Annotated in this window: 19 protein-coding genes; 13 read left to right on the forward strand and 6 right to left on the reverse strand. The window is 64.6% G+C overall.

The annotated features are described in order from the left end of the window. Nucleotides 1-75 precede the first annotated feature (75 nt). From EWM63_RS15460 to EWM63_RS15475, 4 genes are read left to right on the forward strand one after another with little or no spacing between them, the layout of a single operon-like run. On the forward strand, nucleotides 76-1,902 hold the full coding sequence (locus EWM63_RS15460; protein WP_130187329.1) for a glycoside hydrolase family 2 protein: 1,827 nt from the start codon (nucleotides 76-78) through the stop codon (nucleotides 1,900-1,902). 12 nt (nucleotides 1,903-1,914) lie between these two features. Further along, nucleotides 1,915-4,131 carry a glycoside hydrolase family 3 N-terminal domain-containing protein gene (locus EWM63_RS15465; RefSeq protein WP_130187330.1) on the forward strand — a complete coding sequence of 739 codons (2,217 nt, stop codon included), beginning with the start codon at nucleotides 1,915-1,917 and terminating at the stop codon, nucleotides 4,129-4,131. 8 nt (nucleotides 4,132-4,139) lie between these two features. Further along, the gene (gene gudD, locus EWM63_RS15470; RefSeq protein ID WP_229487909.1) at nucleotides 4,140-5,468 is read left to right on the forward strand and encodes a glucarate dehydratase; all 1,329 of its coding nucleotides are present in this window, start codon (nucleotides 4,140-4,142) and stop codon (nucleotides 5,466-5,468) included. After that, a complete protein-coding gene (locus EWM63_RS15475; RefSeq protein WP_130187332.1) occupies nucleotides 5,468-6,508 on the forward strand; it encodes a LacI family DNA-binding transcriptional regulator in 1,041 nt (346 codons plus the stop codon). Before gudD ends, EWM63_RS15475 begins: the two co-directional genes overlap by 1 nt. 6 nt (nucleotides 6,509-6,514) lie before the next feature. On the opposite strand, the gene EWM63_RS15480 is transcribed toward EWM63_RS15475, so the two are convergent. Together EWM63_RS15480 and EWM63_RS15485 are read right to left on the reverse strand one after the other, a co-directional pair. Then, the gene (locus EWM63_RS15480; protein ID WP_130187333.1) at nucleotides 6,515-6,772 is read right to left on the reverse strand and encodes a YkgJ family cysteine cluster protein; all 258 of its coding nucleotides are present in this window, start codon (nucleotides 6,770-6,772) and stop codon (nucleotides 6,515-6,517) included. 43 nt (nucleotides 6,773-6,815) lie between these two features. Then, a complete protein-coding gene (locus EWM63_RS15485) occupies nucleotides 6,816-8,057 on the reverse strand; it encodes a DUF445 domain-containing protein (RefSeq protein WP_229487910.1) in 1,242 nt (413 codons plus the stop codon). Between the two features lie 134 nt (nucleotides 8,058-8,191). On the opposite strand from EWM63_RS15485, the gene EWM63_RS15490 reads away from it, so the two are divergent. From EWM63_RS15490 to EWM63_RS15510, 5 genes are all read left to right on the forward strand, one after another. Next, nucleotides 8,192-8,413 (forward strand): hypothetical protein, encoded by a 222-nt coding sequence (locus EWM63_RS15490; RefSeq protein ID WP_130187334.1) that lies wholly within the window; start codon nucleotides 8,192-8,194, stop codon nucleotides 8,411-8,413. Between the two features lie 134 nt (nucleotides 8,414-8,547). Next, nucleotides 8,548-9,180 (forward strand): TetR/AcrR family transcriptional regulator, encoded by a 633-nt coding sequence (locus tag EWM63_RS15495; RefSeq protein ID WP_130187335.1) that lies wholly within the window; start codon nucleotides 8,548-8,550, stop codon nucleotides 9,178-9,180. A gap of 145 nt (nucleotides 9,181-9,325) precedes the next feature. Continuing rightward, nucleotides 9,326-9,979: a protein-L-isoaspartate O-methyltransferase family protein gene (locus EWM63_RS15500; RefSeq protein WP_130187336.1), complete on the forward strand. Its 654-nt coding sequence runs from the start codon at nucleotides 9,326-9,328 to the stop codon at nucleotides 9,977-9,979. A gap of 8 nt (nucleotides 9,980-9,987) precedes the next feature. Continuing rightward, a complete protein-coding gene (locus tag EWM63_RS15505; protein ID WP_130187337.1) occupies nucleotides 9,988-10,311 on the forward strand; it encodes a rhodanese-like domain-containing protein in 324 nt (107 codons plus the stop codon). A 74-nt stretch (nucleotides 10,312-10,385) separates the two neighbouring features. Continuing rightward, nucleotides 10,386-11,696 carry a TolC family outer membrane protein gene (locus EWM63_RS15510; protein ID WP_130187338.1) on the forward strand — a complete coding sequence of 437 codons (1,311 nt, stop codon included), beginning with the start codon at nucleotides 10,386-10,388 and terminating at the stop codon, nucleotides 11,694-11,696. Between the two features lie 67 nt (nucleotides 11,697-11,763). On the opposite strand, the gene gloA is transcribed toward EWM63_RS15510, so the two are convergent. From gloA to EWM63_RS15530, 4 genes are all read right to left on the reverse strand, one after another. Then, nucleotides 11,764-12,174: a lactoylglutathione lyase gene (gene gloA / locus EWM63_RS15515; protein ID WP_130187339.1), complete on the reverse strand. Its 411-nt coding sequence runs from the start codon at nucleotides 12,172-12,174 to the stop codon at nucleotides 11,764-11,766. An 81-nt stretch (nucleotides 12,175-12,255) separates the two neighbouring features. Then, entirely contained in the window at nucleotides 12,256-13,194 is a 939-nt protein-coding gene (locus EWM63_RS15520) for a hypothetical protein (RefSeq protein ID WP_130187340.1), read from the reverse strand. 81 nt (nucleotides 13,195-13,275) lie between these two features. After that, complete coding sequence (locus EWM63_RS15525; protein ID WP_207221291.1) at nucleotides 13,276-14,580, reverse strand: PQQ-dependent sugar dehydrogenase; 1,305 nt, start codon at nucleotides 14,578-14,580, stop codon at nucleotides 13,276-13,278. A gap of 125 nt (nucleotides 14,581-14,705) precedes the next feature. Beyond that, entirely contained in the window at nucleotides 14,706-14,984 is a 279-nt protein-coding gene (locus tag EWM63_RS15530) for a hypothetical protein (RefSeq protein WP_130187342.1), read from the reverse strand. 287 nt (nucleotides 14,985-15,271) lie between these two features. Between EWM63_RS15530 and EWM63_RS15535 the strand changes: the two genes are divergently transcribed. From EWM63_RS15535 to hemH, 4 genes are all read left to right on the forward strand, one after another. Next, a complete protein-coding gene (locus tag EWM63_RS15535) occupies nucleotides 15,272-16,045 on the forward strand; it encodes a DUF3667 domain-containing protein (protein WP_229487911.1) in 774 nt (257 codons plus the stop codon). A gap of 243 nt (nucleotides 16,046-16,288) precedes the next feature. Continuing rightward, complete coding sequence (locus tag EWM63_RS15540; protein ID WP_130187344.1) at nucleotides 16,289-17,188, forward strand: NAD kinase; 900 nt, start codon at nucleotides 16,289-16,291, stop codon at nucleotides 17,186-17,188. 24 nt (nucleotides 17,189-17,212) lie between these two features. Beyond that, nucleotides 17,213-18,859, forward strand: a complete 1,647-nt coding sequence (gene recN, locus EWM63_RS15545) for a DNA repair protein RecN (RefSeq protein ID WP_130187345.1) — start codon at nucleotides 17,213-17,215, stop codon at nucleotides 18,857-18,859. Nucleotides 18,860-19,122: 263 nt separating this feature from the next. Continuing rightward, nucleotides 19,123-20,232 (forward strand): ferrochelatase, encoded by a 1,110-nt coding sequence (gene hemH, locus EWM63_RS15550; protein ID WP_130187346.1) that lies wholly within the window; start codon nucleotides 19,123-19,125, stop codon nucleotides 20,230-20,232. Nucleotides 20,233-20,312: the final 80 nt, after the last annotated feature.

A 20,312-nucleotide genomic window follows, 5' to 3' on the forward strand; every position in this document is an offset into this window, starting at 1 on the left:
TTCACAAAAATTGGTAGCGGTACCAGCAGCGCGTTCCGTGCCAAAAAAGCGTAAAAATACAATAACGGAGACAAGATGCTGAACCGCTTTTCCGCTGAAGCCATGGCTGTGGCCGCGCTGGCATGGCATTGCGCGGCGCTCGCCGACCCCGCGCTGCAAAATATCCAGGGACGCACGCACCAGAACCTCGACGGCCGCTGGCACTACATCGTCGACCCGTATGAAACGGGCTATTACGATTACCGCCGCAAGCCCTACGACCAATCCGACAAAGGGACCGGCGGTTATTACGACGACCGCCAGCCGAAGGACAAGGGCGACGTGGTCGAATACAGCTTCGACGGTTCGCCCACGCTGGCCATTCCCGGCGACTGGAATTCGCAGGATGCCAAGCTGGAATTCTACGAAGGCACCGTCTGGATGCGGCAGAAATTCAATGCCGCGCCGAAGGACGGCAAGCGCTATGTCCTCTACTTCGGCGCCGTCAACTATGAGGCGCACGTCTACCTGAACGGGAAAAAGCTGGGCAGCCACAAGGGCGGTTTCACGCCGTTCCAGTTCGAAGTGACCGGCAAGCTGGCCGCCGGGTCGAACACCGTGGTCGTCAAGGCCGACAACAAGCGCCACCAGGACGCGATCCCGACGGTCTCCACCGACTGGTGGAACTACGGCGGTATCACGCGCGACGTGCTGCTGGCCGAAGTGCCCGCCACCTATATCGCCGACTACAAGGTGCAGCTGGCGAAAGGCGATGCGCGCCGCATCGAGGGCTACGTGCAGCTCGATGGCACGCAAAAGGACCAGGAAATCACCGTCGCGATTCCCGAGGCGAACCTGTCGACAAAGGTGCGCACCGATGCGAACGGTCGCGCCGCCATCCGCATCCCGGTCAGCAAATTGAAGTACTGGTCGCCGGAAGACCCCAAGCTGTACGGCGTGACGATCGCCGCCGGCAGCGACAAGGTCAGCGACCGCATCGGCTTCCGCACCATCGAAACCAGAGGCAAGGACATCCTCCTGAATGGCAAATCCACGTTCTGGCGCGGCGTCTCGATCCACGATGAAAACCCGCTGATCCCGGGGCGCCTGCGCGGTGCCGGCGACATGCGCATGCTGCTGCAGTGGGCCAAGGACATGAACTGCAACTACGTGCGGCTGGCGCATTACCCGCACAGCGAGGAAATGATACGGCTGGCGGACGAGATGGGGCTGATGGTCTGGGCCGAAGTGCCGGTCTACTGGACGATCTCGTGGGAAAACCCGGCAACCCTGCAGAACGCGCAGGCGCAGCTGACGGACCTGATTGTGCGCGACAAGAACCGCGCCAGCGTCGTCGTCTGGTCGATCGGGAACGAGACGCCCGTCAGCCCACCGCGCAACGCCTTCATGTTCAAGCTGGCCGACACGGTGCGCGCGCTGGACGACACGCGCCTCGTTGGCGCCGCGCTGGAAGTGCACCGCAACGGCAAGGAAGTCACGGTGGAAGATCCGCTGGCCGAAAAACTCGATCTCGCCAGCTTCAACGAATATGCCGGCTGGTACTGGGCCAGCAACAAGGACATGCTGGACTTCCACTTCAATATCCCGTACGACAAACCGGTGATGATCACCGAGTTCGGCGCTGATGCGCTGGGCGGCTTCCATGGCGATGCCGACACGCGCTGGACCGAGGAATACCAGGACCAGCTCTACAAGAACCAGTTCAGGATGCTCGAAGCGATTCCCGGGCTGCGCGGCATCACGCCGTGGGTGCTGGTGGACTTCCGCTCGCCGCGCCGACCACACCCGTATTACCAGGATTTCTGGAACCGCAAGGGCCTGATCTCGCAAAGCGGCAAACGCAAGCAGGCGTTCCACACGCTGAAGGCGTACTACGACAAGAAGCAGCAACAATACAAATAAGGAGACACGTCGATGACGTTACGACCCATCGCGCTGGCCGCATCGCTGATCGCGCTGCCGGCATTCGCACTCGCCCAGGATGCGATCGACCGCAAGGTCGATGCCCTGCTCAAGCAGATGACCCTGCAGGAGAAGGTGGGCCAGTTGCACCAGCTGGCCGGCGCCGAGGCGACCGGGCCGCAGGCGGCCAAGCGCGCCAGCCAGATGTCGGAAATCAAGGCCGGCAACGTGGGCTCGGTGCTCAACATCAAGGGCGCGAAGGAAACGCGCGAAGCCCAGGCGCTGGCGCTGCAGTCGCGGCTGAAGATTCCGCTGCTGTTCGGGCTGGACGTGATCCATGGCTACAAGACCGTGTTCCCGGTGCCGATCGGCGAAGCCGCATCGTGGGACCTCGAAGCGATCGAGCAATCGGCGCAGGTGGCCGCGCGCGAAGCCGCATCGGCCGGCATCCACTGGACGTTCGCGCCGATGGTCGACATCGGCCGCGATCCGCGCTGGGGCAGGGTGATGGAGGGCGCCGGCGAGGACACGTATCTCGGCTCGAAGATCGCCGCCGCCCGCGTGCGCGGTTTCCAGGGTGCGAAGCTGGGCGCCACCGACCGCGTGATGGCCACCGCCAAGCACTTCGCGGCCTACGGCGCCGCCGTCGCCGGGCGTGACTACAACGCGGTGGACATGAGCCTGCAGCAGCTGCATGAGGTGTACCTGCCGCCGTTCAAGGCATCGGTCGATGCGGGCGTCGCCACGTTCATGAATTCGTTCAACACGCTGAACGGCGTACCGGCCACCGGCAGCGCCTTCCTGCAGCGCGACATCTTGAAGGGCGCGTGGAAATACAAGGGCTTCGTCGTTTCCGACTGGGCGTCGGTCAAGGAAATGGTCGTGCATGGCTACGCGAAGGACCTGTCCGACGCGGCCGTGAAGGCGATCAATGCCGGCAGCGACATGGATATGGAAGGGGAGGCGTTCATCGCCCACCTGGCGCAGGCCGTCAAGGATGGCAAGGTGCCGCAAAAGAACGTCGATGACGCCGTGCGCCGCATCCTGCGCAAGAAATTCGAGATGGGGCTGTTCGACGATCCGTATCGCTTCTCCGATGCGCAGCGCGAGCAGGCGGTGCTGGCCGATCCGCAGCACCGCGCCATCGCGCGCGACGTGGCCCGAAAATCGCTGGTGCTGCTGAAGAACAACCGCAATATCCTGCCGCTGGCGAAAAACGCGAAGAGCATCGCCGTCATCGGCCCGCTGGCCGATTCGCGCCGCGATATGGAAGGCGGCTGGGTGGTGTCCGACGTACGCGGCGAAGTGGTCAGCATCGTCGACGGCATCCGCAATCATGCGCAGGGCGCGCAGATCAGCCATGCGGCGGCCTGCACGCCGGGCTGCGCCACTGCCGACGGATTCGATGCGGCCATTGCCGCCGCCAGCAAGGCCGACGTGATCGTGCTGGCCATCGGCGAAACGTGGGACATGAGCGGCGAAGCGAAGTCGCGCACCGATATCGGCCTGCCGGGCCGGCAAACGGAACTGTGCCAGCGCCTGAAGGCCACGGGCAAGCCCGTCGTCGCCGTGCTGTTCGCCGGCCGGCCGATGATCTTCAACGAAATCGCCGACAACGCCGATGCCATCCTGTACGCATGGTTCCCCGGCTCCGAAGGCGGCAACGCGGTGGCCGACGTGCTGTTCGGCGACTACAACCCGTCGGGCAAGCTGCCGGCCACGTTCCCCCGCAACCTGGGCCAGATCCCGATCTCGTACGCGCAATACAACACGGGCCGCCCCGTCACGGACGAGAAGGACATTGTCTACCGCTCGGCCTACATCGATTCGCCGAACACGCCGCGCTATGCGTTCGGCCACGGCAAGAGCTATACGACATTCGGCTATTCGGGCGTGCAGCTGGACCGCACGATCCTGCGGCCGGGGCAATCGGCCACGCTGTCGTTCGACCTGGAAAACAAGGGCAAGGTCGCCGGCACCGAAATCGCGCAGTTGTACATCCGCGATATGGTCGCATCGGTCGTCCGCCCCGTGAAGGAACTGAAAGGTTTTACGAAAGTCCACCTGCAGCCGGGCGAGCGCCGCCGCGTCACCTTCACGATCGACCGCGACACGCTGGCGTTCTTCAACAGCGACCTGAAATGGGGCGCCGAGCCGGGCGAATTCAAGCTGATGGTCGGCAGCGCCTCCGACGACATCCGAGCGGAAACCACCCTGCATCTGCAATGAAAGAGAACATGAGCGATACCCCAGTCATCACCTCCGTCCGCGTCGTTCCTGTGGCGGGGCGCGACAGCATGCTGCTGAACCTCTCCGGCGCCCACGCGCCATTCTTCACCCGCAACCTGCTGATCCTCACGGACAGCTCGGGGCGGCAGGGCGTGGGCGAAGTGCCGGGCGGCGAAGCGATCCGCAAGACGCTGCAGGATGCGGAAGGCCTGATCGCCGGCCGCGCGATCGGCGACTACAACGCCGTGCTGAACTCGGCCCGCACCGCGTTCGCCAACCGCGATGCGGGCGGGCGCGGCGTGCAGACATTCGACCTGCGCGTGGCGATCCACGCGGTGACGGCAATCGAATGCGCGATGCTCGATTTGCTGGGCCAGTTCCTTGGCGTGCCCGTGGCAGCGCTGCTGGGCGAAGGCCAGCAGCGCGACCAGGTACCGATCCTCGGTTACCTGTTCTACATCGGCGACAAAGGCAAAACCGACCTGCCGTATGCCAGCGAACCGGATGCGCCGGATGCATGGAGCCGGCTGCGCCACGAGGAAGCCTTGAGCCCGGAAGCGGTGGTCGCGCTGGCCGAAGCGGCCTATGAGCGCTACGGCTTCCGCGACTTCAAGCTGAAGGGCGGCGTGCTGCGCGGCGAAGAGGAGATCGAGGCGGTGACGGCGCTGGCCGAGCGCTTCCCCGAAGCGCGCATCACGCTGGACCCGAATGGCGGCTGGCTGCTGGACGATGCGATCCGCCTGTGCCGCGACAAGGGCGACGTGCTGGCCTACGCGGAAGACCCGTGCGGCCCGGAAAACGGCTACTCGGGCCGCGAGGTGATGGCCGAGTTCCGCCGTGCCACCGGCCTGCCGACGGCCACGAACATGATCGCCACGGACTGGCGCGAGATGAGCCATGCCATCGCGCTCCAATCGGTGACGATCCCGCTGGCCGACCCGCACTTCTGGACGATGCAGGGTTCCGTGCGCGTGGCCCAGTTGTGCCAGGCGTTCGGCCTCACGTGGGGATCGCACTCGAACAACCACTTCGACGTGTCGCTGGCGATGTTCACGCACGTCGCTGCGGCGGCACCGGGCAACATCACCGCGATCGACACGCACTGGATCTGGCAGGATGGCCAGCGCCTCACGAAACAGCCGCTGCAAATCGTCGGCGGCCTCGTCGACGTGCCGAAGAAGCCCGGCCTGGGCGTGGAGCTGGACATGGATGAAGTGGATGCCGCGCACCAGCGCTACCTGGGCATGGGCCTGGGCGCGCGCAACGACGCGGCCGCGATGCAGTTCCTGATCCCCGGCTGGCAGTTCGACAGCAAACGCCCGTGCCTGGTGCGCTGATGGCGGACGACAACGCCGATAACGCGGCCGGCAAGCGCCGGCGCCGCAAGGGCCTGGGGCTCACGCTGCGCGACGTGGCGCGCCTGGCCAACGTTGCGCCGATCACCGCATCGCGCGCGCTGAACACACCCGATGCGGTGTCCGACGAAATCCTGCAACGCGTGAAGGATGCCGTCGAACGCACCGGCTACGTGCCGAACCTGCTGGCCGGCGGCCTCGCATCGCGCCGCTCCCGGCTGGTGGCCGCCGTGGTGCCGACGATTACCGGTTCCGTGTTCCTGGAAACGGTGCAGGCATTGACGGAAACGCTGGCCGCCAACGGCTACCAGATGATGCTGGGCCAGTCCGGCTACTACGGCTCGCGCGAGGATGCGCTGCTGGAAACGATCATCGGCCGCCGCCCGGATGGCGTGATCCTCACCGGCATCATGCACTCCACGCTGGCCCGGCGCCGCCTGATCGCCAGCGGCATTCCCGTCGTGGAGACATGGGACCTGACGCCCACGCCGGTCGACATGCTGGTCGGCTTCTCGCACGACAAGGTGGGCACGGCGGTCGCGCAATTCCTGCATGCGCGCGGCCGGCGCCGCATGGCCTGCATCAGCGCCGACGACGAACGCGCCATCCGGCGCAACAACGCCTTCGCCAACGCCGCCCAGGCGCTGGGCGCGAACGTGGTGCCGACCCACATGGTGCCCGCGCCGAGTTCCGTCGCCAGCGGCCGCGAAGGCCTGCGGGCGCTGCTCGCGAAAGATCCGTCGCTCGACGCGATCTTCTGCAGCTCCGACATGGTGGCACTCGGCGTGCTGACGGAAGCGCAGGCGCAGGGCATCAGGGTGCCCGAGCAATTGGCCATCATCGGCCTGGGCGACCTGGCCATGTCGCGCGAACTGCACCCCGCGCTCACGTCCGTGCGCGTCGACGGCACGCTGATCGGCCATACGGCCGCGCAGTACATCATGCAGCGGGCCGACGGGCTGACGGTGGCCGAACCGGTGTGCGACGTGGGGTTTACGATCGTGGAGCGGGCGACGACGTGATCAGGTTCAAGCCGGGGCGGTCAGCCGCTCCAGCTCCGCCAGCCACACCATCGCCTGCTCGCGGGTTTCGCCGCACATCTCGGCCGAAGGCTGCAAGCCGCCGCAAAACGCCGGCCGCTCCGGTTTGCCGAACACGCGGCAGCGGTTGTCGTCGTCGAGCTGCACGCAGCGCACGCCGGCCGGTTTGCCATTCGGCATGCCGGGAATCGGGCTGGTGATCGAAGGGGCGGTGCAGCAGGCACCGCAATGGTCGCGGCAGTTCATGGGCGGGCAACAGTGCGGGGGAAAGCCGGCTATTGTACCCCGCTCAATGCCCGCCCAGCACCAGTGAGATGGCATACAGCAGCACGCCCACCACACCGCCGACCAGCGTGCCGTTGATGCGGATGAACTGCAAATCACTGCCCACCTGTGTTTCCAGCTTTGCCGAGATCGTCTCCGCATCCCACTTGTCGATCACCTTCCGCACCACGGCCACGATCAGGCTGCGCCGTTCAACAATCGCCTCGGTGGCGAAACTTTTCAGCCACTCGTTCAGTTTCGTCCTTACCGTGTCGTTCTTTTCAAGCGCCGTGCTGAAGATGCGCAGCGCGCCCTGCGTGCGCAGCAGCAGGCGCGATTCGGGCGATTCGCTGGCGGCCAGGAGCCGGCCACGGATGTCCGCCCACACGCCGGCCACATACTCTCGGAACAGCGGGTGCGTGATGCCCCGGGCCAGCAAGCCGCGCAGCCGGGCCTCGTACTCGGGCGATTCCTCCAGCTTTTCGATCAGCTCCATGATCGCCGTGTGGAAACGCTCGCGCCATGCGCCGTTTTCGTCGGCCATGTCGTCGAGAATGCTCTGGATGCCATCCATCAGCCGTTCATAGAATTTTTCATCGACCATCTTCGGCATCCATTTCGGGCTGTGGTCATGCACCTTTTGCCGGATGTAGCCGCGGTTTTCTTCCAGCGCGCTGCCCACGAGTCCCAGCACCTTCTGCAGCAGCCGGATGTGCTGGCCATTCGCCACCAGTACCGACAGCACTTGCCCCGTCAACGGCGCCAGCTTCACGTCCTTCATGCCCGACGCCAGCGTGCCGCCGAAAAAAGCGGCGGCATCGCGGTCTTCGATCATGTTCAGCACGGCGGGGATGGTGCCGACGATGCGTTCGGCCACGGCGCGGTTGTTGGCGTCGTCCGCCAGCCAGCGCGCGCCGATGCCGGCCAGGTCCACATCCTTCAGTTCATTACGCACCACGTCGGGGGTGATGAAGTTATGTTCGAGGAATTCGGCGATGTTGGCGCCGATACGATCCTTGTTGCGGGGGATGATCGCCGTATGGGGGATCGGCAGGCCGAGCGGGTGGCGGAACAGGGCGGTGACGGCGAACCAGTCGGCCAGGCCGCCCACCATGGCCGCTTCGGCGAACGCGGCCACGAAGCCCAGCCACGGGTAATCCGGCTGCAGCAGCCTCGCGGCAACGAACACGGCGGCCATCGCGGCCAACAGGCTGGTGGCGATGCGGCGGATGCGGCGCAGCCGCACGAGCGGATCCCTGGACGGCAAAGCGATTCTCCCGGTAAAGACTAGCCCGATGATACGTCGGTGGCGCCCGGCAATACCGTTCGGTACGTCACGATGCGGGCGGCTGGATTAGCATGAGGCACCCAGGCGAAATGCCACGAACGGAGGAGATGAGCATGGATCGCGAACGACCGAAAGCGGGCGACGTGGTGCGGCCGATCGGCTGGCACCAGCAGATGATCGTCATCGGCACGCGCGGCGACGATATCCGCTGCCGCTGGAACGATGACGATGGCGAACACGAACAGGCGTTCCCCTCCGGGCAACTGGAAACCGTGCACCGCGGCGCCGAGTATTCGGCCACGCCGGAGCGCAGCCGGGTCACCCATCGCCCATGAGGGAGGGCGTGCGCGCCTTGACGTTGCTATAGGGCAGGTCTATTATTTGCTGACCCGCGAGTAAGTAAGCAGGTAAGCAAGTAGGCAAGCAAGTAACACGCAACGCGTCATACGCACTACGTCACAACCCTCATATGCAATCCGACACGAAACCGCGCTGGGAGCGCCGCAAAGACGCCCGGCCGCAGGAACTGCTGGCCGCCGCGCTGGACCTGTTCGTGGACCGCGGCTATGCCGCCACCCGCCTGGAAGACGTGGCCCGCCGCGCCGGCGTGTCGAAAGGCACGCTATACCTGTATTTCGAAAACAAGGAAGAGCTGTTCAAGGCTGTTGTCCGCGACAACATCGTGGCCGTGATCGGCCGGGCGGAAATCGATGTCGCCGCCGCCGACAGCACGTCGTGTAATGAATTGCTGCGCGCGATGCTGCGCCGGTGGTGGGCGGACGTCGCCTCCACGCGCGCTTCCGGCCTGGCCAAGCTGATGGTGGCCGAAGCGGGGAACTTTCCTGAAATCGCCCGCTTCTATAACGAGGAAGTCATCTCGCGCGGCCATGCGCTGATCGGCTCGATCGTGCGGCGCGGCGTGGAGCGGGGCGAATTCATGCCTGTCGATCCCGAGATGATGACACGCGTGCTGACCGCCCCGGTCACGATGCTGATGTTGTGGGCGCACAGCTTCGACCCCTGCTGCGGGCCGGTGGACGCCGAAGCCTTCCTGGATACCTGGCTGGGCCTCGTCGAACGCGGCATGGCACGTCCTGTCTGAAACACAACGATTTCGCGGGTTCAACCCCGTGAAACTGCAGGCTGTCGCAATTTTCCGCCTTATACCGTCGTTATCGTTAATATCCCTTCCAGACCAGTTCAACGATAAAATGACGGATTCTTATTCCTTCACTAAAGTCTAAAAGATGAATATCGAACAAGCCCGATTCAACATGATCGAACAGCAGATTCGTCCCTGGGACGTGCTGGACACCGATATCCTCGATCTGTTGATGGTCGTCAAACGCGAGAATTTCGTGCCGGAAGCCTACCGGAAGCTGGCTTTTGTCGACACGTCGATTCCGCTGCCGGGCGGCGCATCGATGCTGAACCCGAAGATCGAAGCGCGCATCGTGCAGGACGTGCACGTGAAGAAGCATGAGAACGTGCTGCTGGTCGGTGCCGGCAGCGGCTACGTGGCCGCACTGCTGGCGCACCTGGCCCGCCATGTCACCGTGGTCGAGATCGACCCAACGCTGAAGGAAATGGCGCAGAAGAACCTGGCCGCCAACGGCGTCACCAACGTCACCGTGGAACTGGGCAACGGCGCACAGGGCTGGGCCAACGGCGCGCCGTTCGACGTGATCGTGTTTGCCGGCGCGCTGCCTGTGCTGCCGGAAACGGTGCTGCAGCAAGTGAAGCCGGCCGGCCGCATCCTGGCGATCATCGGCGAATCGCCCGTCATGTCCGCGCACCTGATCACCCGCACCGGCGACAGCGGCTACGCTACAAAGAAGCTGTTTGAAACCGACGTGCAGCCGCTGCAGGCCGCCGTCACGCCGTCGCACTTCACGTTCTGAGGCCGGCGATGCAGCAGATTACCGCTCCGGAGCTGGCCGCCTGGCTGGCCGATGAAAAACGCACGCGCCCGTTCCTGCTGGACGTGCGCGAGAACTGGGAATACGACACCTGCCATATCGAAGGTGCCACCCTGATGCCGATGCAGACCATCCCGGCCCGCATCGACGACCTCGACGAAGAAGCGGAAATCGTCTGCATCTGCCACCACGGTGCGCGCAGCCTGCAGGTGGCGGCGTTCCTGGAGCGGCATGGCTTCGGCAAGGTCACCAACCTGACGGGCGGCGTGCATGCCTGGGCACTGCAGGTGGACGAATCGATGCCGAAGTACTAGTGAGGCTTCGGCAGGCGCGGCCGGGAAAACAAGAAAACAACTGTCCAAACTTTACGAGTCCAACGGAGAACGCAATGCAGAGACCCCTTATCGCCGTGTTGATCGCCAGCGCGATCTCGATGGCCGCACCCGCGGCACAGGCGGCCGATCTGATCCAGGTTTACCAGCAGGCGCTGGCGAACGATGCCACGTACGCCAGCGCACGCAATGCGCTGACGGCGGGGCAGGAGCGGAGCACCCAGGGGCGTTCTCAGTTGCTGCCGGGTATTTCGCTGCAGGGCAGCCATTCGCGCTTCTATGGTTCGAGCACGCCGCCGGTTGGCGTGAAGGTCGATAACGACACCCACCAGAACGTCTATACGCTGGCGCTGTCGCAGCCGCTGTTCGATTATGCCGCCTGGCAGTCCTACCAGCAGAGCAAGCTGTCGCAGGCGCAGGCCGAAGTACAGTTCGCGCAGGCGCAGCAGGACGTCCTCTTGCGCGTGGCGCAAGCCTATTTCGACGTACTGACGGCGCAGGACAACCTGTCCTCGATCCAGGCCCAGAAGTCGGCCACCACCGAGCAGCTGGCATCGGCCAAGCGCAATTTCGAGGTGGGCACGCAGACGATCACGGACACGCACGAGGCGCAGGCCGCCTATGACCTGGTGGTGGCGCAGGAATTCGCCGCCATCAATGCACTGGAGGTGGCCCGCACCGCGCTCCAGCAGATCATCGGCACGGCCCCGGCAACGTTGTCAACGCTGCGCGCCGGCGTGACGATCGCGCCGCCGCAGCCGGCCAATATCGAGCCATGGATCTCGGCCGCCGAAGCCGACAACTTCAACGTGGCGCTGCAGCGGCTGAACGTGGAAATCGCCAAGCGGGAAATCGCCCGCAACCGCGCCGGCCACCTGCCGACCGTGGACTTCACGGCCAATTCGACCCGCAACAGCCAGCCGGCCGTGGGCATTGCCCGCGGCACGACGGTGGGCGTGACGTGGACGGTACCGATCTTCAACGGCTTCGCCGTCACCAGCAAGGTGCGTGAAACGATTGCGCTGGAAGAGAAGGCCCGTAACGACCTGGAGGCGAACCGGCGCGCCGCCTCGCAAAGCGCCCGCCAGGCTTACCTGGGCGTGAACAGCGGCCTGGCCCAGGTGAAGGCGCTGGAAGCGGCGGAAGTATCGAGCCAGTCCGCGCTGGAATCGAACAAGCTGGGGTACCAGGTGGGCGTGCGGATCAACATCGACGTGCTGAACGCGCAGCGCCAGCTGTACTCCACGCAGCGCGACCTTTCAAAGGCGCGCTACGACACGATCATGAATGGCCTGCGACTGAAGGCTGCGGCCGGCACGCTGAAGGAAGACGATCTCGTGCCGATCAATGCGTTGCTGACGAATTGACGGGGGCTTGAAAAAAACGCCGGCCCGTGCATTGCACGGCCGGCGTTTTTCATTGGGCCCCGTGGGATTACCGCAGGCCGCCGCCTTCGGCATCGAACGAGCGCTCGATCAGTTCGACCTTGTAGCCATCCGGATCCGTGATGAACGCGATCACCGTGGTGCCGCCCTTCACCGGGCCCGGTTCGCGGGTCACGTTGCCGCCACTGTCCTTCGCGGCATTGCAGGCCTCGACGATGTTCTCGGTCGAGATCGCGATGTGGCCGTAGGCATTGCCCAGGTCATAGCTGTCGACGCCGTAGTTGTACGTCAGCTCCAGTTCCGCGTGGTCCGGGTTGTTGCCGTAGCCGACGAAGGCCAGCGTGTACTTGTACTCCGGATTGTCGCTGGTGCGCAGCAGTTTCATGCCGAGCACCTTGGTGTAGAAGTCGATGGAGCGCTGCAGGTCACCGACCCGCAGCATGGTGTGCAGGATGCGCATGGTAAATCTCTCGTATCGTGTGCGAAAAGCGCGATTGTAGGCGTTTTCGGCCAGGTTCGCTGGACACGCACGCGCATGGGGTCATAACGGCGGGACCGTATTCGTGCCTTCGTGCAGCCGGTACCTGCCATTGCCGAAGACATAGCGCGCAGTGCCGGCGAGCGAGCGTTTTTCGACCGCAGTCGCAGGCCCTGTCTGATCCGGCGTCGCATCTTCCGCATCTTCCGCATCTTCTGCATCTTCCGCATCTTCCGCCTCGCCATTCGAACGTCGCGATTCCTCGCCGCTGATCTCCAGCACGAGATCGTCGTAGGCCGCGTTACGGGCGTTGCCCGATCCAGGGTCGATGCGCCACTTCGCTTCAGCCGACCAGCAATGTTCCTCGCAATCGCCGTCGTTGGTCGACTTGATCAACAGGCTGTCGCCATCGTCGGCCAGGTCGGTCATCTTCTCGCTGGCCGGGTCGAACAGGGCCAGCCACGTGCCCATGTAACCCCGGCCCATATAGTTGGTCAGCACGGCCAGCCCCGGCTTGCCGTGGCCCAGCGAGATCCAGCGCATCTCGGTTGGAAGGCGGTTTTGTTCCGCGAAGTTCTCGTGCCTGCGCGTGACATGCCATGTACCGCCCTGCCGGCGTAGCAGGTACAGGTGAATGGGCGCGCCCTGGACTTCCCCGAGCATCGCGTCGTCCGCAGGGCGCCGGAAGCTGCCTTCGACCACGAGCGCCGTGTCGCCGGAGGGCAGCACCATGCTCGTGGCGGCGGTCAGGATCAGCGGCAGTCCGTCGACCGGCGCCTCGGCCGCAGCACCACCTTCGATCGCATAGCCTTTCGCGGGCAGGTAGTCGTCGCCGAAGATGGCGCGCATCAGGGGCGCATGCGGATCCTTGCTGGCGGCGGGCGCCTCGGCTTTCGGCTGCGCCGGCGTTGCTGCCTCGGGCACCTGGGCATCGTCCCGCGAGCAGCTGGCCAGGCCGGTGGCAAGCACCAGCAGTGCGCCGCACAGTGCAGACTTGTTCATGGTTCCTGCTTTATAAAAAAGCAGGAATATAGCCCATATACCGTTGGCCGGGCACCGCGGCTCGGCAGGGCTGCACCTGATTTATCTGGCTGCCGGCACCACGCGCCAGATCGTGTTGCCCACGTCATCGGCCACCAGCAGGGCGCCATCCTTCGCAACCGCCACGCCGACCGGGCGGCCCTTGGCACGTTCTTCCTTGCTGAGGAAGCCGGTGAGGATATCCTGCGGCGGGCCGGAGGGCTTGCCGTCGGCGAACGGCACGAACACCACCTTGTAGCCGCTGTGAGGCTTGCGGTTCCATGAACCGTGCTGGCCGATGAACGCGCCACCCTGGTAGCTGGCAGGGAACAGTTTGCCCTGGTAGAACTCCAGGCCCAGGGAGGCCGTGTGCGCGCCGAGCGCGTAGTCCGGCACAATGGCCTTTGCCACCAGGTCGGGCCGCTGTTCCTTGACGCGGGTATCGACATGCTGGCCGAACCAGCTGTAGGGCCAGCCGTAGAAGCCGCCATCCTTCACGGACGTGAGGTAATCCGGCACCAGGTCATTGCCCAGTTCATCGCGCTCGTTGACGACGGTCCACAGCGTTTTTGTCCTGGGTTCCCACGCCATGCCGTTCGGGTTGCGCAGGCCCGTGGCGAACAGCCGCGACTTGCCGGTGGCGCGTTCCAGCTCCCAGATCGCGGCGCGGCCTTCTTCCTTGTCGATGCCGTTTTCCGCCACGTTCGAGTTCGAGCCGACCGTCATGTACAGGAACTTGCCGTCCGGGCTGGCGGTGATGTTCTTGGTCCAGTGATGGTTCAGCGGGCCGGCCGGCAGGCTCATCACTTTTACGCCCGTGGCGGCGATCGAAGTCTTGCCTTCCTCGTAGGGGAAGCGCACCACGGCATCGGAGTTCGCCACATAGAAGTCCTTGTCGACCAGGACCATGCCGAACGGCGAACTGAGGTTCTTCAGGAAGACGTGGCGCTGCTGCGCCGCGCCGTTCGCATCCACGCCGCGCAGCAGCGTGATGCGGTTTGCCGACGGCGTCACGGCGCCCGCCTTCTTCTGCATGTGCTTCATGATGGCGCCCTTGACACCCTTGCTGTCTTCGGGCTTGGGCGGCGCGTTCGTTTCGGCCACCAGCACATCGCCATTCGGCAGCACGTGGAGCCAGCGCGGATGGTCGAGATTGCGCGCATAGGCCGTGACCGTGAAGCCGGCCGCGGCCACCGGTTTTTCGTCGCCTTTCCACACGTCGGTGGAGGCCACGTTCACGGTGGGGATCAGCGATTTTTCCGGTGCCGGCAACTGGGGATTCGGGCCCCAGCCCACCGGATACTGCGCATTCTGGGCCAGCGCGGCACCACCAGCCAGCAGGGCGCCAAGGACGAGGATCGGTTTCATGATTTTCTGGTCGACGTTGAGAGGAAATCGGTCGCGCCTGTCCGGCCGCGCTTGTTCAGACGTGCTTGTTCAGACGTGCAGAAGCGATCCTGCCTGATCGATGCTGCGTGATCAGGCCCGCTGGATCAGTCCCGCTTGATCACCGGCAGCGGGTCCGCTTCCGCCGTTTCGCCGGCCGGCACGGGTTTCTGGATGCCGGCATCGCGCCCGTAATTGTCCGTGTCGACGAGGCCCTGTTCGATGTCGCGCCCGGCCTGCTCGATGCGCGTGCGCTCCTTCTGGTGCTCCGCGCCCTCGGGCGACTGGTCGCGCTCGTGCGGCAGGCGCTTGCCGGCCGTGTCGTCGATGTGCACGTTGGTGTTGACCTGGCGGTCCTTCGAGTTCGGTTCCCGTGATTCGTTCATGATGCTTTTCTCCAATACTTAACTGAATCTCATCATATCGGCTACTTTCAATCACAGTCGCCCGCTTGGATCGCCCGCCATCGTGTTGCAAATTGCTATTATTCTTGTGCATTTTTGGCAAGGAATCGGTAGCATGGATGGCTGGAGCCGCCACCGAGAGGCATTGCGTGAAACCCGTCCTCAACCATGCACCCGACCACCACGCCATGCCGGCGAATTGCCGAAACTGCGGCAGCGCCGCCAGCGGAAACTACTGCGCGCAATGCGGCCAGGAAACACGGCTGCACATGCCCAGTTTCACCGAGTTCGCCCATGAATTCATCACCCACTACGTGGCGCTGGAAGGCAAACTGTGGGGCACCTTCGCCCGGCTGCTGTTCCGGCCTGGCGCGCTGACGAACGAATACCTGGCGGGCCGGCGCCGGCGCTACGTGGAACCGCTGCGTGTGTACCTGACGCTGTCGATCCTGTTCTTTGCGCTGGTCAAGTTTTCAGGCGTCGACATTTACCGCGAAAACGATGCTGCCGTTGCCGGCAGCGCGGCACATGGCACGGCGGCGCACACGGTGGCAAGCGAAAACCGCGTGCGACTCGGCGCCGCGCTGGCGCCGGACGTGTCACGCTGGGCGCCCGGCGTGCGGGCGGCGGCCGACCGGTTCGACGCCCTCGACAGCGAAGCCAAGGGGAGGGTGCTGAAGGATGGCTTCTTCCGTTACGCGCCCTACGCGATGTTCTGCCTGATGCCGGTGTTTGCGCTGTACCTGAAAGGCTTGTACGCCGGCACCGGCCGGCGCTATGGCGAGCACCTGCTGTTCGCGCTGCACAGCAATGCGTTTGCCTTTGCGATGTTTTCCGCCTTCCTGCTGGTGCCGGATGGATTCTTCAAGTTCGTGCTGTTCTGCTGGCTGATCGGCTACCTGCCGTGGGCCATGCAGCGCGTGTACCGCAAGGGCCTGTTCGGCACCGCCTGGCGCTGGGCGGTGCTGATGGCGCTGCATCTGATGTCGATGGCGCTTGCGATCCTTGGCGCGGCGTTCCTCGGCGTCGCACTGGCGCACTGATCTTGCACAACCGTTCATCGCCGCTTATACTGTTTAAATATACAGTAATCGTGAGCGTACTTTGTTGGCAAAGGAGCGGCAGGCTGCTTGCATGAAACAGCGGGTGCATGGCGAAACGGCATCGAAATGGGTTACCCTTCGCCGTGCACGCAGCTGAAGTAAACCGATAAGCAACCAATGAACCACGCAGATGAACGACCAGCGTGCATGAACCGGTCCCGTTTGCCCGTCAAAGAGCTCCCTATGCCTGCCACTCCTGCCATGTACAACACGATCGCGCTGGTCGTCCGGCCCAATACGGCCGGCATCGAAGATTCCGTGCGCGACGTGCTCGCCTTCCTGCACGAGGGTGGTTACAGCGTTGTGTTCGATACCGACACGGCGGATCACCTGAACATGCCCGAGATTCCCGCCATGAGCGCGCAGGGCATCGGCGAGAAATGCGACTGCGCGATCGTGATGGGGGGCGATGGCACGATGCTGGGCATCGCCCGCCAGCTGGCGCCGTTCGAGGTGCCGCTGATCGGCATCAACCAGGGCCGGCTGGGCTTCATGACCGATATCCCGCGCGACGGCATGCTGCCCGTGCTGGCGCGCATCCTGGCCGGCACGCACAAGGCCGAGCGCCGCACCCTGCTCGAAGGGCGTGTGCTGCGTGAAGGCAAGGCGATCCACGTCGGCCTGGCCGTCAACGACGTGGTCGTGGCGCGCGGCGCCGGTTCCGGCATGGTGGAACTGCGCGTCGATGTCGACGATCACTTCATGTACAACCAGCGTTCCGATGGCCTGATCGTTTCCACGCCCACCGGCTCCACGGCCTATGCGCTGTCGGCCGGCGGTCCGCTGCTGCACCCCACGCTGGGCGGCATCGTGATGGTGCCGATCGCGCCGCACGCGCTGTCGAACCGCCCGATCGTGCTGCCCGATTCGAGCGAGATCGTCATCGAGATCAACCGCGGGCGCGACATCACGGTGAACTTCGACATGCAGACGTTCGCCAGCCTGATGCCGCAAGACCGCATCCACATCCGCCGTTCACCGCACGCGATGACCTTCCTGCATCCGGAAGGCTGGAGCTACTACAACACGCTGCGCGAGAAACTGCACTGGAACGAGTATCCGTCCACGGACGGAAGAATCTAACAAGAAGGCCTTCAAGCGAGACCTATGCTGCGTACATTGTCCATCCGCGATTTCGTCATTGTCGATTCCATCGAACTGGAGTTTTCCGCCGGCTTCACGGTGTTCACAGGCGAAACGGGCGCCGGCAAGTCGATCCTGATCGATGCCCTGACACTGGCGCTGGGCGGGCGGGGCGATGCGAGCGTGGTGCGCGAAGGCGCGGCCAAGGCCGACATCACGGCCGATTTCGCGATCACTGAAGCGGCGCGCCAATGGCTCGAGGCGAACGAGTGCGCCTCCGAGGATGGCGGTGCGCTGCTGCGCCGCGTGATCGACAACGCCGGCCGCTCCAAGGCCTACATCAACGGTATCGCCGCCACCGCCGCCCAGCTGCGCGAACTGGGCGACCTGCTGGTGGACATCCATGGCCAGCACGCCCATCAGTCGCTGCTGAAGGCGGATGCGCAGCGCGAACTGCTCGACAGCCAGGCCGGCGCGAACGGCAAGGAAGTGACGGTCGCCTACAAGGCCTGGCGCGCGCTGGCCAAGCAGCTGGAGGAATTCGAAACCAATGCCGCCAACGTGCTGCTCGAACGCGAGCGCCTGGAGTGGCAGGTGAGCGAGCTCGACAAGCTGGCGCCGAAGCCGGGCGAGTGGGCCGAGATCGGCAACGAGCACAGCCGGCTGTCGCATGCGGCCAGCCTGCTCGAAGGCGCGCAGGAGGCGCTGTCCGTGATTTCCGAATCGGACGAGCAGCCGATCGTGTCGCAGCTGTCGTCGCTGAACCAGAAGCTCGCCAAGCTCGTGTCGGTGGATACGGAATTGCAGCCGGTCGTCGACCTGATCGAATCGGCGCGCATCCAGCTGCAGGAATCGGCGTATGCGCTGAACACCTACCTGGATCGCGTGGAGCTCGACCCGGAACGCCTGCGCGTAGTCGATGCGCGCATGGAAGCGCTGCATTCATCGGCGCGCAAATACCGCGTCGACCCCGACGACCTGCCGGCCGAACATGCACGGCTGGTCGCGCAACTGGCCCAGCTGGCCGATGCCACGGATATCGAAGGCTTGCGCAAGCAGGAAGCAAAACTGAAGGATGATTACCTGGCGGTGGCGCGCAAGCTGTCCGCCACGCGCGCCACGGCGGCGCGCGCGTTGAGCGACGCCGTCACGAAGGCGATGCAGGACCTGAACATGACGGGCGGCCGCTTCGAGGTGGCGCTGCATCCATGCGAGCCTTCCGCCAAGGGGCTCGAACAGGTGGAATTCCTGGTGGCCGGCCACGCCGGCGTGGCGCCGCGGCCGCTGGCCAAGGTGGCTTCCGGTGGTGAACTGGCGCGCATCTCGCTGGCCATTTCCGTCATCACGTCGAACGCCACCACCGTGCCCACGCTGATCTTCGACGAGGTCGACAGCGGCATCGGCGGCGGCGTCGCCGAAGTGGTGGGGCGGCTGCTCAAGCGCCTGGGCCAGGAGCGCCAGGTGCTGTGCGTGACCCACCTGCCGCAGGTGGCCAGCCAGGGCAACAGCCACTTCCAGGTGGCGAAAAGCACGCTGGCTAACGGCAAGACCGCTTCGCGCATCGAAGTCCTCGATGCCAAGGCCCGCGTCGAGGAAGTGGCCCGCATGCTGGGCGGCCTCGAGATCACCGCCACCACCCGCAAGCACGCCCGCGAATTGCTGGCTTCCTGATCCCCACAGTCATCCCGTCACGGTACAGCTCGTGTCCACCTTGGGGTCAACCCCAGAATTGGACACGAGCACGGCCTTTAACGCTGATGGAACCCTGATACCAGGCACAAGCACACGAAGCCATCGCACAGTAGAGGCCGTGTCCGATTTCAGGCCTGACCCCACGGTGGACACGAACTCGGCAGTAGCGGCACGGGAGCCGCAGCGGCACGGCGGCGAGCCGCATATAATCTACGTCTACCTCCAATGATGACAAAGATTCCATGGCTTTCGCGAAAGAACCTCCTCACCAGCACGGCACCGTCAGCGGCAGCGCGATCGTGCTGGTCAATCTCGGCACGCCCGATGCGCCCACGCGTGGCGCCGTGCGCCGCTATCTGAAGCAGTTCCTGTCCGACCCGCGCGTGGTCGAGATCCCGCGAGCGGTGTGGTGGTTCATCCTGCACGGCGTGATCCTGCCGTTCCGTTCCGGCCAGTCGGCGAAGAAATATGCGTCGATCTGGACGGAAGACGGCTCGCCGCTGCGCGTCCACACGCAGAACCAGGCAATGCTGCTGCACGAGGCGCTGCAGGCGCGTGGCCACCAGGATGTGACGGTGGCGATGGCCATGCGCTACGGCACGCCGGCGCTGCCGGACGTGCTGGCCCGCCTGAAGGCCGACGGCTGCGACCGTATCGTCGTGCTGCCGGCCTATCCGCAATATTCCGGCACCACCACCGGTTCGATCTGGGATGCCGTGTTCAAGCATTACCGGAAAATCCGCAATATTCCTGAACTGCGGCTGGTCAAGAACTACCACGACCACGAAGCCTATATCGAGGCGCTGCGCCAGAACGTGCTGGCACATTGGGAACAACATGGCCGCGCGAAAAAGCTCGTGATGAGTTTCCACGGCGTGCCGAAGCGCACGCTGCTGCTGGGCGACCCGTACCACTGCGAGTGCCACAAGACGGCGCGCCTGCTGGCCGCCGCGCTGAAGCTGCGCGACGAAGATTACATCGTCACGTTCCAGTCCCGCTTCGGCAAGGCCGAATGGCTGCAGCCCTACACGGCCCCCACCGTGCAGAAGCTGGCGCAGGAGGGCGTGCGCAGCATCGACGTGATCTGCCCGGGCTTTACCAGCGACTGCCTGGAAACGCTGGAGGAAATCGCCATGGAAGTGCGCCACGATTTCCTCACGGCTGGCGGCAAGGAATTCCACTACATCCCCTGCCTGAACGAGAGCCCGGCATGGATTGCCGCGCTGGCGGAAATTGCCGAGCAGCACATGATCGGCTGGCCGGCGATGGTGTCGCCATCACAGCGCGCCATGCGCCAGCACGACGCCGCCCGCGGCCGCGAGCGCGCGATCGCGCTTGGCGCAGCCGACTGAGCCCGGTCGCGGCGAGTTCGCAACATAAGCATCCTGATACGTTGTTAGCACTTGCCGTCGGTGAGTGCTAGCCTGTTAAA

Source organism: Pseudoduganella lutea (assembly GCF_004209755.1).
GTDB lineage: Bacteria > Pseudomonadota > Gammaproteobacteria > Burkholderiales > Burkholderiaceae_D > Rugamonas > Rugamonas lutea.

What these genes read in the sequence shown, in the direction of transcription:
- EWM63_RS15460 (WP_130187329.1), top strand. Translation starts at nt 76, where the DNA reads ATGCTGAACCGCTTTTCCGCTGAAGCCATGGCTGTGGCCGCGCTGGCA.
- EWM63_RS15465 (WP_130187330.1), top strand. Translation starts at nt 1,915, where the DNA reads ATGACGTTACGACCCATCGCGCTGGCCGCATCGCTGATCGCGCTGCCG.
- gudD (WP_229487909.1), top strand. Translation starts at nt 4,140, where the DNA reads ATGAGCGATACCCCAGTCATCACCTCCGTCCGCGTCGTTCCTGTGGCG.
- EWM63_RS15475 (WP_130187332.1), top strand. Translation starts at nt 5,468, where the DNA reads ATGGCGGACGACAACGCCGATAACGCGGCCGGCAAGCGCCGGCGCCGC.
- EWM63_RS15480 (WP_130187333.1), bottom strand. Translation starts at nt 6,772, where the DNA reads ATGAACTGCCGCGACCATTGCGGTGCCTGCTGCACCGCCCCTTCGATC.
- EWM63_RS15490 (WP_130187334.1), top strand. Translation starts at nt 8,192, where the DNA reads ATGGATCGCGAACGACCGAAAGCGGGCGACGTGGTGCGGCCGATCGGC.
- EWM63_RS15495 (WP_130187335.1), top strand. Translation starts at nt 8,548, where the DNA reads ATGCAATCCGACACGAAACCGCGCTGGGAGCGCCGCAAAGACGCCCGG.
- EWM63_RS15500 (WP_130187336.1), top strand. Translation starts at nt 9,326, where the DNA reads ATGAATATCGAACAAGCCCGATTCAACATGATCGAACAGCAGATTCGT.
- EWM63_RS15505 (WP_130187337.1), top strand. Translation starts at nt 9,988, where the DNA reads ATGCAGCAGATTACCGCTCCGGAGCTGGCCGCCTGGCTGGCCGATGAA.
- EWM63_RS15510 (WP_130187338.1), top strand. Translation starts at nt 10,386, where the DNA reads ATGCAGAGACCCCTTATCGCCGTGTTGATCGCCAGCGCGATCTCGATG.
- gloA (WP_130187339.1), bottom strand. Translation starts at nt 12,174, where the DNA reads ATGCGCATCCTGCACACCATGCTGCGGGTCGGTGACCTGCAGCGCTCC.
- EWM63_RS15520 (WP_130187340.1), bottom strand. Translation starts at nt 13,194, where the DNA reads ATGAACAAGTCTGCACTGTGCGGCGCACTGCTGGTGCTTGCCACCGGC.
- EWM63_RS15525 (WP_207221291.1), bottom strand. Translation starts at nt 14,580, where the DNA reads ATGAAACCGATCCTCGTCCTTGGCGCCCTGCTGGCTGGTGGTGCCGCG.
- EWM63_RS15530 (WP_130187342.1), bottom strand. Translation starts at nt 14,984, where the DNA reads ATGAACGAATCACGGGAACCGAACTCGAAGGACCGCCAGGTCAACACC.
- EWM63_RS15535 (WP_229487911.1), top strand. Translation starts at nt 15,272, where the DNA reads ATGCCCAGTTTCACCGAGTTCGCCCATGAATTCATCACCCACTACGTG.
- EWM63_RS15540 (WP_130187344.1), top strand. Translation starts at nt 16,289, where the DNA reads ATGCCTGCCACTCCTGCCATGTACAACACGATCGCGCTGGTCGTCCGG.
- recN (WP_130187345.1), top strand. Translation starts at nt 17,213, where the DNA reads ATGCTGCGTACATTGTCCATCCGCGATTTCGTCATTGTCGATTCCATC.
- hemH (WP_130187346.1), top strand. Translation starts at nt 19,123, where the DNA reads ATGGCTTTCGCGAAAGAACCTCCTCACCAGCACGGCACCGTCAGCGGC.